This is a genomic window from Kordia sp., from assembly GCF_050633145.1.
Taxonomy (GTDB): domain Bacteria; phylum Bacteroidota; class Bacteroidia; order Flavobacteriales; family Flavobacteriaceae; genus Kordia.
Map to the genome: position 1 here is coordinate 1 of NZ_JBOEFY010000059.1, position 15,127 is coordinate 15,127.

Sequence of the window (15,127 nt, forward strand, 5' to 3'; positions counted from 1 at the left end):
AATACCCAACACCCAACACCCAACACCCAACACCCAACACCCAACACCCATAACATCAAGCGTAGTCGAGATACAGACTCAATTCAAGACATTAACTCATCAACAACTTGAGCAACTCCTATTGAAGCTTTTTCTGCGATAACAGTTAAGTTTTGATAGGATTTTTGATCTACAGCAGGTTTTGGATCAATGAAATATATCGGAATGTTTTTCGGAACAAAGTTAATCAGACTAGCAGCTGGATATACTTGCATAGAAGTCCCAATAATTAATAAAATATCTGCTTGGATACATTCGGCAACAGCCGTTTCAATCATAGGAACGTCTTCGCCAAACCACACAATATGCGGACGTAATTGCGAACCGTTTTCACACAAATCACCTAGCGAAATATCACCTGAACAATCATATATTTTATTTGGATAGTTTACACCTCGCATTTTAGACAATTCGCCATGTAAATGCATGATTTTAGAACTTCCAGCGCGTTCGTGTAAATTATCTACGTTTTGTGTGACAATAGTGACATCGTATTTGTCTTCAAGTGTAACCAATGCTGTATGTCCATCATTAGGAGCAACTTCATTCAATTGTCGTCTTCGTTGATTATAAAAATCTAACACCAATGCAGGATTTTTTTCAAAACCAATTGGTGAAGCAACTTCCATAATATCGTGTCCTTCCCATAATCCATCTGCATCACGAAAGGTTTTAATACCACTTTCGGCACTAATGCCGGCGCCAGTAAGCACAACTATTTTTTCTTTTTCCATCTTTTGTAAATACGAGCGTTTGGTAAATGTATAAAATCGTTTGATTTGTCGTCTATAAATTCGATCAAGTCTTCTTTATTATATTCTTCGCTTTCAATCATGCGATTCAGCAATACAATATTATCTTCATGCTTTTCTAAAAAGTCATACAAATACAGTAGGTTTAGTTTAGCTTCTTCAAACCCAGGATATTCAATAATAGTATTCGCATACGATCTTTCAGCCAATTCATAATCTTGAAATTGCCAAGCTACGTTTCCTCTAACATATTCAATAAAAACATCTTCCGTACTTTCCTTTATTTCATCTAAAAGGCGCATTGTTGCGTTGTAATCTTTCAACATCACATAATAATCAACCGCCATTAATTTGGTGTACGGATCATTTGGAAACTTTTTTAATAGTTCGTCAATAGCTTCTAAATGAAATACGGTATTAATTTTTGAAGCAATTTTAATTTTTGTGGTATAATACACTTTTTTCTTTGTAAAATCGCCTTTTAAGCTATGTGTAAGTTCCAATGCTTCTTTAAATTTGTTAGTATTCAGTAAACTTTTTAAACGCATAAAGTAAATCAAATTCTTCAAGCGTTCTCTATTGGTTTTAATATCTTTACGGTCTTTGCTAGGAACACTTAATTGATACAAATCTTGATAGGTATCACTCATATATTCGCCCATTACATGAATAAATATATCTTCTAATTGAAACCTTTCATTGTCATAACTTAATTGATAATCATGATAATTAAGTCCACCATTTTCAGAATATATACGAAATAACAAATGATATTTGCGTTCATCTAAATGGTAATAAAAATTGACAAGACTATAAGAAGCACCATTTTCTATAGAAGTACGAATGTTTTGAGGAAACATGTGAAACTTTTCAATGAATAATCCGTCCTTAAAAACTTCATTAAACTTCTTTACAGCATCATCTTCCGAGATTTTATCATTAATTGAGATTACTTTTTTAGCAAAACTTTCCAGATTAAAATTATCTAGAAAAAAGGTAGAATCTTCTTCATAAAAGGAATCGGCAAAACGTTGTCCAAATTCAATTACCTTTTCATCATTCTGCTCATCATTTTTGGCAAATACTTCTAATGTTTCTTGTGAAGAAACAATCATAGAACAAAAAAGGAGTAAACAGGAGAAAATATACTTCATTCATTCGGTTTTAATGAATTACTAAAATAGTTAAATTATCAATGAAATTCATTCTATTCGTTAAACATCTTGATATTTTGCTTGCTAGTGTTTTTATAATAGTTTTGTAGCATGATTAATGAAGACTTATTAGAACATTTAGAGAGTTATCTTACCGAACGAAGAAAAGGCTTGTTTTCCAAAGTGTTAGCGCAACGTACACGTCATTTTACAGTTGCTGTAGAAGATGTATACCAAATGCACAATACAAGCGCTGTATTGCGTAGTTGTGATGTTTTTGGCTTGCAAGATGTGCATGTTATTGAAGAACAATTGGGAAAAAAAATGGACCGAGAAATTGCAATGGGCGCGCAAAAATGGGTAGATATTCATCGTTATAATAATACAAAAAGCTGTATTTCACGCTTAAAAGAACAAGGATATCGCATTATTGCAACAACACCTCATATAGATTCTCAATATGTATATGATTTTGATATTACTCAAAAAGCAGCATTCTTTTTTGGGAAAGAACAAGAAGGTTTGAGTGAAGAAGTATTATCGCAAGCAGATGAATTTTTAAAAATTCCAATGGTTGGTTTTACTGAAAGCTTAAATATTTCGGTCTCAGCAGCAATAACGATACAACATGCTACTTCAAAATTGCGGAACTCTGATATAGCTTGGCAATTGACAAAGCAAGAAATACTAGAAAAACGTTTCGATTGGTGCAAAAAATCAATCAAAAGTATTGACGATATTTTGAAACGTTATCACGAATTAAACCCACAATAATCAACTATTAGTACATCACTTCGAATGAAATTTTGAAAAGAATTTTGTGTCGAGAAATGCTTGATTATACTATTTTCTCACCACATTCGCTTCATACAAATCAATCCAATCTTGTGGAGACATTTTTGTAGCCAGTTCGGTAATTAAATCATACGGAATATCGTCCATCTTTTTAAAGCGAATACAACTTTTTCCCATATCGAGTTTTCGTTTGCAATGTTTTGGGTATTCGCCAACAAACCAATCCATCAATTCTTTATTCGCGTAAATTCCCATGTGATATAATGCTACAAAATTCTTCTGAGAAGCAAAACTTATAAAAGGCAATGGTAATTTTGGATCGCAATGATAACCGCCAGGATAGGTATCATGAGCTACAACAAAAGCAGGCATGTTATAGCCAATTGTTTCTGTAAAACCTGCGGGTAAATTGTCTTGTAAAATACTTCTAATTTTAGTAACTGCTTCTTTGCGTTCTTCTGGGAGTTGTGCAATATATTCGTCTACTGAGTTCGCGTCGTATTTCATGTTATTCGGTGTTTTTAGGTAGATAAATTTACTATTTTTTTGAAGATAACCTAATCTAGATTACAAACAGATTTTTTTCATATAATTTGAATACACAAAATAAAAACTTAATTTTAGAACTCAATTGAATAACCTAAGTTGTTCTTTTTGAGTGTAAAATATCCTAAAAACCAACAAAACCCAACTATTATGATGATTGTATTGTACATCCTTGGCGGACTTTTAGCTTTACTTATTTTCTTAGCTTTAATTGCTCCCAAAAATTTTGCTCTATCTAGAAGTATTATCGTAAACAAATCGCTCGCCGATACGTTTGAGTTTGTAAAATTTACAAAAAATCAAGACTTGTGGTCACCTTGGAAAAAGAAAGATCCAAACATGGTGCAATCGTATGAAGGAACTGATGGCGAAGTAGGTTTTATTTCACGTTGGCAAGGAAACAAAGATGTTGGAGAAGGAGAGCAAGAAATTTTGAAAATTGTAGAAAATCAAAAAGTGATTTCGAAACTGCGTTTTTTTAAACCATGGAAATCAGAGTCGGATGCATATTTAGGAACGGAAGCTGTAAGTGATACTGAAACCAAAGTTACTTGGGGATTTTCAGGAAAGAACAAAATTCCATTCAATATTTTTATGTTGTTCATGAATATGGACAAAACAGTAGGAAAAGATTTTGAAGAAGGATTGGCAGATTTAAAAGCATATTTAGAAAAATAAAATACTAGTATTATGGTAAACTGGTTTGAAATTCCTGTGGAGGACATGAATCGAGCTCAAAAATTTTATGAAACTGTTTTTAATGTTTCTATTAAAGTACAGGATTTGGGCGGATTATTATATGGCTGGTTTCCACCAAATCCAGCTTCAGAAAGTTGTACAGGCGCATTAATAAAGTATGAATCGTATGTACCAAGTAAAACAGATGGTGTATTGATCTATTTTGCTTCAGAAGATGTTGATAATGAATTAGCTATTATTTCAGAAGTTGGCGGAACTGTTGTACAAGAAAAAACACAAATATCTCCAGAAGTAGGGTATATGGCTGTTTTTATAGATTCTGAAGGAAATAGAATTGCTTTATTTTCAAGAGCGTAAAGAAATTAAATCTTAAAATAGATTTTATAATATAAAAAAGAGAAGCAAACCGAAGTTCGCTTCTCTTTTGTTTTATGTTGGTTGATAACAAGAGTGACTACTTATATTACAAAGCTCATGCGCATAGCAATCTTCATTTGAATCACACAGGTTAGGACGATCTTTAGCTCCTCCATGAATAGATTTTTGTTCAGCTTTATTTAATACTGATCCTAAGTTTATAATGTTTTTTAACATAATAATAGTTTAAATTAATAATGTTTCAAATGAATAGAAAATTATAAATAGAAACAATAAAAGCAAGTCGTGATTAACGTAAATACGATACTTAAAAATCTATAATCTGGAATAGTATCAGAGGAATAATAGAAACTACTTATTTTTTTGAAGTATACACAACTCCTAAATTCCCGTCAAAATCAAAATCACGTTCGCAGGACAAACCAATTTTTTCTAGGACTTTGACAGAAGCAATATTGGCTTTCATAGCTCTACCAACAATTGTGTTGAGCTGTAAAGTATGTAAACCATATTCAATACAAGCTTTGGCAGTTTCTGTAGCATATCCTTGATTCCAATATTTCTTAAAGAATCGGAAACCGATGTCGTATTCGTTAGATTTCGATGTAAATTTAAGTCCACACCAACCTAAAAACTCTTCCGTATCTTTATGAATCACTGCCCATCTTCCAACTCCAAATTTTGCGTATTGATCGTAGTTTTCTAGAAACATTTTTGCATGATTGATGCTTTCAAAAGCAACATCGCCAGTATATTGTAATACTTCTTTATCGAGATTTAAGCGATAAAAAGATTCTGCATCTCTAACCGTTAATTCTCGTAAATATGTGCGTTCTGTTTCTAGAATTTTTTTCATGAATTATTGATGTAATAATACAATTGAAAACTGTGAGTCAATCGTCACTTTTCCGTTTTCAATTGTAGCAGTTTTTCCAGAATAATGATCTGTAATTGTTGTGCCGTCTTCAAACTGCTTTCCAACATTGATTTCTTTTTTTCCTTTCGGAAGATCTAATCCAACGACAACTTTATCTGTGTTATAGTTTCTCTTAAATACATATGGACTTTCTGAAATCATGCTATGTGTTCCAGCACCAATTGCAGGATGCGCTTTTCGAAATTGTCCTAATTTTTGCCAATGTGAAAGTAGCGCTTTAGTTTCTGCATCGTTCATCATATCCCAATTCATAAATGAGCGCAACGTAGCATCTCCGTTTGTGCCTTCAATAATTAAAGAACGTTTGGTTTCGTCTCCATAATAAATTTGAGAAATCCCAGGAGTTAATAACAGTTTTGTTGCCGATTCGTAGGTTTTCGTGCGCGCTTTATCAAACGGATCGCCATCATCATGCGAACTGATATAATTCATCACGCTTTTTCCTTTTAAATCCGTATGAAGAATTTTGTCATATTTAGAAAACAACGTTTCATAATTTCCCTTCGCATCATATTTGAATTGAAAGTTGATCAAATTATCAAAACCATTTGCATAATAATCTACTTTCTTGTCGCCAAAATCATAAAAGCGTTTTGAGTCAATTCCGTAGCCATACAATTCGCCTAACATAAAAAAGTTTGCATCGTCCAACACAGCTTCAGGGTTTGCCGTTTTCCAAGCTGAAAAGGCAATCTGTGCTTGCTTGTTTAATTCGTTCCAAGCACTTTCCTCTACATGTTTTACCGTATCAACTCTATAACCATCTACGCCATATTCACGTACATAATCTGTCAACCATTTAATGATATAATTCTTCGGACTTCTTTCCAAGCCTGTTTTTTGAAAAAACGCATCTAATTCTTTTATTTCTACATCATAGCGACCTTCTGCTTTCCATTTTTCAACTAATGGAGTAGGTAAGGAGACCATTTCTGAATTGTTTGTTAAAATATCTGGAAGATTTTCTACAAGCGTACAACTTACGGCAGTGTCGTAGTTTTGGTACGAGCAACCAGGTTCCGTACGAACCCAATTTACATCCCAAACAGGATCTTTTTCAGTAACTGGACCTGTATGATTCATAACAACGTCCATTAAAATTCGAATTCCGTGTTTGTGTGCAGTTTCAATCAATTCTTTAAAATCGGCTTCTGTTCCAAAATTAGGATCAAATTGCGTCCAATCTTTCGTCCAATATCCATGAAAAGCATATGTATTTCCTGTGCCTTCATCTGTACTATCGTGAATTTGCTCTAATACAGGTGAAAACCAGATTGCATTCACGCCTAAATCATCAAAATAACCTTCTTTAATTTTTTGTGTAATTCCAGCCATATCACCGCCCATAAAACCTCTTAGTTTTGCAGGTTTTTTGGTACGATCAAAATTTAAATCATTTTCCGAATTTCCATTATTAAAACGATCCGTCAACATAAAATATACATTGGCAGCTTCCCAAACAAAAGGCTGTACTTCTGTTGTCGTTTTTGCTACTTTAGAAGATTTAGATGTACATCCAAAAAAACAAAAAGTGATTAAAATTAAGAAGAATGATTGCTTCATTTTACAAGTAAATTTACGTTAGTACTACTGCAATATAAAGGTTACATCGCTATTTTCATATCGTGAAATTTGGATTCAGTCAAAAAACAGGTACTACAACGATTGAGTTAACTATTTTCTTAATAACTTATTTTTATTTTGAATAAAAAAAGTGAAAATTAAAACTGATTTGTGTGTGGAAAGAAAGCATAAATGAATCTAAAATCTATTTCTTCTTTTGTCTACTTAGTATTTTATACTCTTCATAACAATCATTAATAGCGTCCAAAATCTGTAGATCATTGGCATTTGTAATGAATGTTTTAGAATAATTACATAGCGAAAGAATTTCATCAATATCAACACGTTCTACTTGTAGTAGTTCGCGGAGCATTTGTCGGTCAAACTTAGAAGCTAAAAGTTCACGAATTTTATCATCTTCTTTCATGCGACGTAGTTTTCGCATTTGTCTAGGCTTTTTACCAAAAATATTTTTTAAGAAATCTGCAGGATTAAAAATTGCACCTAATACAGAAGAGATAGCTCCTGGCGCTTTTTCTCCAGCTTCGTACCCTGTAGAAAGTCCTGCAATACGATAGCGATAATTTGGACGTATAGGAACGTTTTTCGCGTCTATATCTAAATATCCTGTGAGTTGATATGGTGTCAATACAACTTTTTCAAGTGCATACGCCAATTCGGTCAATCTAATTGTAGAAGAACCTTTGTATTTTAGCATGTCGTTGGTAACACGAACTTTTATCGATTTAAATCCTAAAAAAGAAAAGAACAGCATATCATCTGCTTTTGCTTCAATTTCAAATTCTCCTTTCTCGTTTGTAATTACACCTTTAATAGTTGTCAAGTTTACAACATGCACCGTTTTCATGGCTTTGTCATCTGCATCGTTGACAACTTTAGCATACAACTTTTTCATTTCCTGTGCGGAAAGCGTAGTAATCGTTAAAAATAAAAGTAGAAAAGTATATACTTTTTTCATGTATGCAATTTTTGTATAAATAGTCTTATTGACGTAATAGTCGTATAAAAGTACTAAACAAAACAATAAAAAGTGCGCCGAAGCACACTTTTTACTTAATATTAACAATTATTGTTGTTATTTTCTTCTAGATCTTCCTCTAAATCGTTCGTTTCCGCCTCCGCTATCTCCAGAGCCAGAACGTCTTCTACGATCTCCACCATTAGATGATGAACTGTTATCACTTCTACGGCTTCTTCTACGATCTCCACCGTTTCCACCACCGCCATCTCTACGACGACGACCGCCACCGCCGCCACCATCTCTACGACGACGTCCACCGCCACCGCCACCAGTGTTGGTAGATTCTTCTACATTTACAAAACGTCCATCAACTTTAAAGTCAGTGAAATGTTGTAAAACTTTTTCTTTCTTATCTACATCTGTATTAAAGAATGAAAAACTTTCTTTTACATCTACTTTATATACATCGTCACGTCCTAAATCTAATGTTTCTTTTAAGAAATCTTTTAAACGCATCCAATCGTATCCATCTTTTTCACCAACATTGATAAAGTAACGTGTACTATGATCATTACTTCTTCCGCGAGATGAACCTTCTTCATTGTTTCCTTTCGGCTGATTTAAATCACGTTTCTTATTATAGTAATTGAAGAATCTGTTAAATTCAACAGAAACCATACGCTTGATTAATTCTTCCTTAGAAGTATCTTCAAAAATTTCGCTGATAGAAGGTAAAAACTTTTCTACTTCTTCGTTTACTTCCGTATTGTGAATTTTGTTAGCTAAGTGAAATAACTGAACTTGACAGATTTCAATTCCTGTTGGAATGGCTTTTTGCTCAAATTTCTTCTGAATTTTACGTTCAATCGATTTGATTTTACGCATTTCACTTTTGGTAACAATTACCATTGAAACTCCTGTTTTTCCAGCTCTACCAGTACGACCACTTCGGTGCGTATAGGTTTCTATTTCATCAGGAAGTTGGTAGTTAATTACGTGTGTAATATCGTCTACATCAATTCCACGTGCCGCTACATCGGTTGCAACTAACATTTGAATTTGACGTGTACGGAATGATTTCATCACTAAATCACGTTGATTCTGACTTAAATCTCCGTGAAGTGCTCCAGCGCTGTAACCATCTTCAATTAATTTTTCAGCAACACTTTGTGTATCACGTTTTGTTCTACAAAAAACTACTGAAAATATATCTGGATTGGCATCTGCCAAACGTTTTAAAGCTAAATAACGATCACGACCACTTACGGCGTAATATTCGTGTTGTACTGTATCTGATCCTGAATTACGTGATCCAACTGTAATTTCTTTTGGATCATGCATAAACTTTTTAGCAATGGTAGAAACTTCTCTTGGCATTGTTGCAGAGAATAACCAAGTGCTTTTATCTTCTGGAGTATGTGATAAGATAGCTGTAATGTCTTCATAGAATCCCATGTTTAACATTTCATCAGCTTCATCAAGTACACAATACTCAATTTTAGTAATATCAACCAAACGACGATTAATCATATCTTGCATACGTCCAGGTGTTGCCACTACAATTTGTGCACCTTTCTTTACTTGTCTTGCTTGATCTGTAATACTAGCTCCACCATAAATAGCGACAACATTAATGTTTTCGTATTTAGAGTAGTTTTTTAATTCATTGGTAATTTGCAGGCATAATTCTCGCGTAGGCGATAAAATTAGTCCTTGCGTTGTGCGACTATTTGCGTCTATTTTTTGAATAAGTGGAAAACCAAAAGCAGCAGTTTTACCTGTCCCTGTTTGGGCAAGTGCCACAATATCAGTTTCTTCGTTAAGTAATAATGGAATTGCTTTTTCTTGAACTTCACTAGGCGTTTCAAAGCCCATATCTTGGATAGCACGCAAAAGCGAATCTTGAAGACCTAATTCTTCAAATTTTGTCATAATGTAATTTTAAAAAGGTTCGTACAGCTTCTTGCTGTGTTGAGAAGTTACATGGAGCGTTACGACCTATTAAAATACTTTGACGCTGCATAACTTCATCCCGCTCTGGGATTTCAAGGCGCAAAGGTAGTGTTTTTATTTAGATATACTATTATGTAAGCATAGCGAATTTTAAAATGCTGTTTTTAGGTTGTAACTTGCTGTAAGTAAATGCGTTAATTTGCTTTGGGGAGCGAAACTTTTATTTGTGGGTAATCAACACCAAATGCTTTTTCGTTTTTAAATGGAATTTTTAGGGTGTCTGCCTTACCAAACGGAATCCAAATTTCGAGATCGTCGAGGTTTTTGAGTTCGTATGCTGCTAGTGGAATATCATAAAATCCTGTTTTTGGCTTGTTTTGATCTTTTAATTTTATGAGATAATTTTCACTATAATTCATTTCATGTTCTAAATTTGAAAAACTAACATATTGCTTTCCTTTGTCTTTATTTTGAATAACAATGGTTGGCGCGTCATATACTTCATTTTTTAAAGAACTAATTAAATAATGATTGTCCTTCGTAATTATAGATTTTATAATGTCGTTTGATTTTAATACTGAATTGCCTTTTAAATCCAATAAATTATATGTGGATGTACTTGTGCAACAGCCGTATTCAATAGCTAAAAAGTAACCTTCTTCCTCATAAAGGTCTAAACGATCTCCATAGGCTACAACTTCGTATGTAGGCTTTGTCATTTCTTCATTTTCTGACCTTGAAAATATCTGAATGGTATGCTTTTTACTTCTTCCACCTTCAAAATAAATATTTCTAAATTGTTGAACTAGTTTTTTTATAACATGCCCGCGTGTATCATATGTATTATAAAAATTGATTCTTTCATGTGCTACAGTCGCACTTTTTGTATAAGTATAACTATCATCTAATTGCAGATATTCTCCTTTGAATGAATCATCAAGGTTATACTTTTTCTGCATCTTTTTAAATTCTCTTCTATGACCATTTTCTGGTGATAGATAGGTAACTAAGCTATCAATTTTTTCTATTTTAAAATGAATTTTTCCAGATGCGATTTTTGATTTTGAAATTGAAACTTCTTGTAGGCTATCATTAACCTTTTGGAGATAAACGATTTCTTTCTCAACAATTGTCTTAGTAACTGTTTTAGTACAAGAGAAAACAAAAGCTAAAAGGAAAAATGATAAAAGTAACTGTCTTTTCAAGATTGACTATTTTTTGGTGTTCAAAAAGTCAATCAATTTTTGTACCGCTTTTCCACGATGTCCTACACGATTTTTTTCTGCTAACGATATTTGAGCGAATGTTTCCGTAAATCCATCTGCCATAAAAATAGGATCGTAACCAAATCCTTTTCCGCCTCTTTTTTCTTTGATGATAGTTCCTTCACAAATTCCAGGAAATGTATGTTGTTCCCCATTTAAAATGAGCGCAACTACGGTTTTGAAATGTGCAGAACGATCTTCTTTGTTTTCGAGTTCATTCAATAGTTTATTCATATTATCGTCAGCATTTCGCTGCAAACCTGCATAACGTGCCGAAAATACACCTGGTTCACCATTCAATGCATGTACTTCCAAACCTGTATCATCAGCAAAACAATCGTAACCGTAATGCTCTTTCACATATTGAGCTTTCTGAATGGCGTTTCCTTCAATAGTAGGTTGTGTTTCAGGAATATCTTCATCACAATTAATATCCTTCAAACTTAAAATAGTAATGTGCTCAGGCAATAACGATTGTACTTCGTTGACTTTATTTTGATTATTGGTTGCAAATACGAGTTTCATAAATTATAAGTTTTATCGATGATGGTACGGCTCATTCCGTAAAATAGTAAAGGCTCTATAAATCTGTTCTACCACAAATAAACGGACCATTTGGTGTGAAAATGTCATTTTGGATAATGATATTTTTCCTTGCGCTTTCGCGTAAACGGTCTCAGAGAAACCATACGGTCCGCCAATAACGAATACTAAGGTTTTAATACCTGAATTCATTCGTTTTTGTAAATAGCTAGAAAAATCGACGGAAGAAAACTGTTTTCCGTTCTCATCTAACAAAACCAATACATCGGTTGCAGACAGTTTTTTAAGAATGAGTTCGCCTTCTTTCTCTTTTTGTTGCGCTTCACTGAGATTTTTAGTGTTCTTTAAATCAGGAATAATTTCCAAATCAAACTTTACATAATGTGACAATCGTTTTACATACTGATCTATCAATTGTTGTAATTGTTTGTCATCCGTTCGTCCAATAGCGAGCACTTTTATATTCATCTGGCAAAAATAATAGAATTGACATAAAATAAAGGTAATTTATCTGTTTTTAGACTTTCTTAATCGGAATACGGAAAATAATGATATGTCAATTTTGATATGCGATATAAACTTTGCAAATTTGAGGGAATTACTATTATTATCTTAAAAGAATGATTTCAGAAACACAATTTCAAAAAGAATTAGAATTAATAATCTCAAATGCTATCCGTGAAGATGTTGGTGATGGCGATCACAGTTCGTTAGCTTGTATTCCAGCTACAGCAGAAGGAAAAGCAAAATTACTAGTGAAAGATGAAGGAATCATTGCAGGAATTGAATTTGCAAAAATGGTTTTTAATTATGTTGATCCAGACATGCAAGTAGAAACTTTAATTGAAGACGGAAGTTCTGTAAAATATGGAGACATCGCTTTTTATGTCACTGGAAAATCACAATCAATCTTGAAAGCAGAACGTTTGGTGTTGAATGCAATGCAGCGTATGAGTGCCATTGCGACAAAAACAAATATGTTTGTACAATTGTTAGAAGGAACAGGAACTAAAATATTAGATACTCGTAAAACTACACCAGGAATTAGAGCACTTGAAAAATGGGCTGTAAAAATTGGCGGTGGTGTAAATCATCGTTTTGCATTGTACGATATGATTATGCTAAAAGACAATCATATTGATTTTTGTGGAGGAATAACACAAGCAATCACACAAACAAAAGCATATCTAAAAGAGAACAATCGCGATTTAAAAATCATTGTGGAAGCGCGTGATTTAGATGAAATTGCTGAAATCTTAAAAACGGAAGGTGTGTATAGAATTTTGATTGATAACTTTAATTATGAAGACACACGAAAAGCTGTGGAAATGATTGGAGATCAATGTTTGACAGAATCTTCGGGAGGAATTAACGAAAAAACCATTCGCGATTATGCACTTTGTGGCGTAGATTATATCTCTTCAGGAGCATTGACACATTCTGTATACAATTTAGATTTAAGCCTAAAAGCGGTTGAATAATGTCTAAAGACATCGAAGACAAACTTGATCAAATTCCCATCATCAATATATTGGTGATGTTGCTTAGGAAAGTAAAACTTCCTGGGCTCGAAGGTTTGTCTCTCTATGACTTGTTAGAAATGTACATTGTTGGTATTATCAACGGAACGTTAACAGCACGTGCTGGTGCTATTGCATTTAGTTTTTTTATGGCAATATTTCCATCACTGCTATTCTTTTTAAACTTACTTCCGTATGTGCCAATCGATGATTTTCAGGCAAACTTTATAAATACAATTACTTCGTTTCTTCCGGATGAATCAGGAAGTTTTTTAAATGAAATTATTGTTGATATCGTTAAAAACAAACGCGGAGGATTGCTTTCATCTACTTTCTTTCTCTCCATATTCTTAATGGCAAATGGAGTAGGAGCTATTTTTGCAGGATTTGAAAATTCATACCACGTCCATGAAAAGCGTAATTTTTTTAAGCATTATCTATATGCTTTAAGTGTTGGTTTGCTTTTGGCATTGTTGTTGATTTTAAGCATAATAGTATTGGGATATTTAGAAATATATATACCGCTTCTAAGTAACTCGGAAGGACAGGCAAGTGGCGGAATTTGGATGCGAATTACTGAATATGTCTTCTTGATTTGTATGATATATTTAGGAACAGCAATCTTATATTATTTTGGAACAGTTAGAGGGAAAATAGCACGATTTTTCTCAATTGGAGCATTATTGACAACTGTGCTTATTATACTTACGTCGTATCTGTTTGGAATTTATATTGCTAACTTTTCTCAATACAATGAATTGTATGGTTCTATAGGAGCTTTGTTAATTTTAATGTTATATATCTGGCTGAATGCGAATATATTACTCTTAGGATTTGAATTAAATGCTTCTATTGATATGTTGAAAAACAAAAACCAGACTTCCTAATTTATTATGTTTGCATAATAAAAAGTAGTATATTACGAACGAAAATTATAAATAAACCCAATAGAAAATGAAAAAGACAATTTATGCGTTGATCGCTTTTTTAATCGTAGGTATGAGTGCTGTAAATGCACAACATGAAGTAGGATCAACAACTTTGCCAGACACTGTTACTTTTGAAGGTCAGGAACTTGTATATAATGGTGCTGGTGTGCGTAAAAAAGCTTGGTTTAAGCTTTATTCAGGCGGATTGTACTTATTACAAAAATCAAGTAATGCGTATGATATTAGAACTGCAGATGAGTCGATGGCTATTAAGTTAAAGATTACATCAGGTATGATTTCAAGTAAAAAAATGATCAATGCTGTAAACGAAGGTTTTGAAAAATCTACGAAAGGAAAAACAGCGCCAATTTCTTCGGAAATAGAAACATTTAAAAGTTTCTTTAGTGATGAAATCAATGACGGAGATATTTTTGATATTGTATATATAAAAGACAAAGGAGTTATTGTGTATAAAAACGGAACTGAAAAAGGAGTGATTCCTGGTTATGAATTTAAAAAAGCACTTTTCGGAATTTGGTTAGGTATGAAACCAGCTGATAAAAAGCTTAAAAACGGAATGTTAGGAAACAATTAATCCTACACTTATATACATGAAAACTGCATACATTTATAGTGCGTTACTTGCGTTTACGCTGCAAATGGGTTTTGCTCAAAGCGTTGTTGGGAAATGGAAAACCATTGACGATGAAACGGGAGAAGCAAAATCAATCGTAGAAATCTACCAAAAAAATGGAAAGATTTATGGAAAGGTAGTAGGCATTTTTGATGCATCAAAACGTGATGGATTATGCGAGAAATGTAAAGGAAGTCGAAAAAATAAGCCAGTTTTAGGAATGCAAATCATCGATGGATTGACCAAAGATGATGATGAATATTCAGATGGGAAAATTCTTGATCCTGAAAAAGGAAAAGAATATACTTGTAAAATATGGCTCGATTCCAGCAATAAAAACAAATTATATGTGCGTGGTTATGTCGCGTTTTTTTACCGAACCCAAAATTGGTATCGCGTAGAATAATTACATAAAACAAACTTCAAAAACCACTCTGA

At 33.2% G+C, this 15,127-nt stretch carries 18 protein-coding genes; 7 read left to right on the top strand and 11 right to left on the bottom strand.

What is annotated here, in order from left to right; translation table 11 throughout:
- Window positions 1–83 precede the first annotated feature (83 nt).
- Both ACRBBL_RS22550 and ACRBBL_RS22555 read right to left on the bottom strand, forming a co-directional pair.
- A complete protein-coding gene (locus ACRBBL_RS22550) occupies window positions 84–773 on the bottom strand; it encodes an SIR2 family NAD-dependent protein deacylase (RefSeq protein ID WP_431371360.1) in 690 nt (229 codons plus the stop codon).
- Complete coding sequence (locus ACRBBL_RS22555) at window positions 755–1,945, bottom strand: tetratricopeptide repeat protein (protein WP_431371361.1); 1,191 nt, start codon at window positions 1,943–1,945, stop codon at window positions 755–757. Before ACRBBL_RS22555 ends, ACRBBL_RS22550 begins: the two co-directional genes overlap by 19 nt.
- A 114-nt stretch (window positions 1,946–2,059) precedes the next feature.
- Here ACRBBL_RS22555 and ACRBBL_RS22560 point away from each other — a divergent pair, with 114 nt between their 5' ends.
- Complete coding sequence (locus tag ACRBBL_RS22560; RefSeq protein ID WP_431371397.1) at window positions 2,060–2,719, top strand: TrmH family RNA methyltransferase; 660 nt, start codon at window positions 2,060–2,062, stop codon at window positions 2,717–2,719.
- Between the two features lie 69 nt (window positions 2,720–2,788).
- Here ACRBBL_RS22560 and ACRBBL_RS22565 read toward each other — a convergent pair whose 3' ends face one another.
- Entirely contained in the window at window positions 2,789–3,247 is a 459-nt protein-coding gene (locus tag ACRBBL_RS22565) for a DUF1801 domain-containing protein (protein ID WP_431371362.1), read from the bottom strand.
- A gap of 189 nt (window positions 3,248–3,436) precedes the next feature.
- Between ACRBBL_RS22565 and ACRBBL_RS22570 the strand changes: the two genes are divergently transcribed.
- Window positions 3,437–3,964 (top strand): SRPBCC family protein, encoded by a 528-nt coding sequence (locus tag ACRBBL_RS22570; protein WP_431371363.1) that lies wholly within the window; start codon window positions 3,437–3,439, stop codon window positions 3,962–3,964.
- Window positions 3,965–3,976: 12 nt separating this feature from the next.
- Window positions 3,977–4,342: a VOC family protein gene (locus tag ACRBBL_RS22575; RefSeq protein ID WP_431371364.1), complete on the top strand. Its 366-nt coding sequence runs from the start codon at window positions 3,977–3,979 to the stop codon at window positions 4,340–4,342.
- 72 nt (window positions 4,343–4,414) lie between these two features.
- On the opposite strand, the gene ACRBBL_RS22580 is transcribed toward ACRBBL_RS22575, so the two are convergent.
- The 8 genes from ACRBBL_RS22580 to rlmH form a co-directional block, all read right to left on the bottom strand.
- Window positions 4,415–4,579, bottom strand: a complete 165-nt coding sequence (locus ACRBBL_RS22580; protein ID WP_431371365.1) for a hypothetical protein — start codon at window positions 4,577–4,579, stop codon at window positions 4,415–4,417.
- Window positions 4,580–4,718: 139 nt separating this feature from the next.
- The gene (locus tag ACRBBL_RS22585) at window positions 4,719–5,219 is read right to left on the bottom strand and encodes a GNAT family N-acetyltransferase (RefSeq protein WP_431371366.1); all 501 of its coding nucleotides are present in this window, start codon (window positions 5,217–5,219) and stop codon (window positions 4,719–4,721) included.
- Window positions 5,220–5,222: 3 nt separating this feature from the next.
- The gene (locus ACRBBL_RS22590) at window positions 5,223–6,863 is read right to left on the bottom strand and encodes an alpha-amylase family glycosyl hydrolase (RefSeq protein WP_431371367.1); all 1,641 of its coding nucleotides are present in this window, start codon (window positions 6,861–6,863) and stop codon (window positions 5,223–5,225) included.
- Between the two features lie 205 nt (window positions 6,864–7,068).
- The gene (locus tag ACRBBL_RS22595) at window positions 7,069–7,842 is read right to left on the bottom strand and encodes a carboxypeptidase-like regulatory domain-containing protein (protein WP_431371368.1); all 774 of its coding nucleotides are present in this window, start codon (window positions 7,840–7,842) and stop codon (window positions 7,069–7,071) included.
- A 117-nt stretch (window positions 7,843–7,959) separates the two neighbouring features.
- Window positions 7,960–9,777 (bottom strand): DEAD/DEAH box helicase, encoded by a 1,818-nt coding sequence (locus ACRBBL_RS22600; RefSeq protein ID WP_431371369.1) that lies wholly within the window; start codon window positions 9,775–9,777, stop codon window positions 7,960–7,962.
- Window positions 9,778–9,992: 215 nt separating this feature from the next.
- Entirely contained in the window at window positions 9,993–11,003 is a 1,011-nt protein-coding gene (locus tag ACRBBL_RS22605) for a hypothetical protein (RefSeq protein ID WP_431371370.1), read from the bottom strand.
- Window positions 11,004–11,009: 6 nt separating this feature from the next.
- The gene (locus ACRBBL_RS22610; protein ID WP_431371371.1) at window positions 11,010–11,588 is read right to left on the bottom strand and encodes a non-canonical purine NTP diphosphatase; all 579 of its coding nucleotides are present in this window, start codon (window positions 11,586–11,588) and stop codon (window positions 11,010–11,012) included.
- Window positions 11,589–11,600: 12 nt separating this feature from the next.
- Complete coding sequence (gene rlmH, locus ACRBBL_RS22615; protein ID WP_431371372.1) at window positions 11,601–12,074, bottom strand: 23S rRNA (pseudouridine(1915)-N(3))-methyltransferase RlmH; 474 nt, start codon at window positions 12,072–12,074, stop codon at window positions 11,601–11,603.
- 152 nt (window positions 12,075–12,226) lie between these two features.
- Here rlmH and nadC point away from each other — a divergent pair, with 152 nt between their 5' ends.
- The 4 genes from nadC to ACRBBL_RS22635 all read left to right on the top strand — a co-directional run bounded on the left by nadC (window position 12,227) and on the right by ACRBBL_RS22635 (window position 15,095).
- Window positions 12,227–13,087, top strand: a complete 861-nt coding sequence (gene nadC, locus ACRBBL_RS22620; protein WP_431371373.1) for a carboxylating nicotinate-nucleotide diphosphorylase — start codon at window positions 12,227–12,229, stop codon at window positions 13,085–13,087.
- Window positions 13,087–14,013 (top strand): YihY/virulence factor BrkB family protein, encoded by a 927-nt coding sequence (locus ACRBBL_RS22625; RefSeq protein ID WP_431371374.1) that lies wholly within the window; start codon window positions 13,087–13,089, stop codon window positions 14,011–14,013. The genes nadC and ACRBBL_RS22625 overlap by 1 nt, the downstream gene beginning before the upstream one ends.
- A 67-nt stretch (window positions 14,014–14,080) precedes the next feature.
- Window positions 14,081–14,650, top strand: a complete 570-nt coding sequence (locus ACRBBL_RS22630; RefSeq protein ID WP_431371375.1) for a chalcone isomerase family protein — start codon at window positions 14,081–14,083, stop codon at window positions 14,648–14,650.
- A gap of 16 nt (window positions 14,651–14,666) precedes the next feature.
- The gene (locus tag ACRBBL_RS22635) at window positions 14,667–15,095 is read left to right on the top strand and encodes a DUF2147 domain-containing protein (protein ID WP_431371376.1); all 429 of its coding nucleotides are present in this window, start codon (window positions 14,667–14,669) and stop codon (window positions 15,093–15,095) included.
- The last annotated feature ends 32 nt before the right edge of the window (window positions 15,096–15,127 follow it).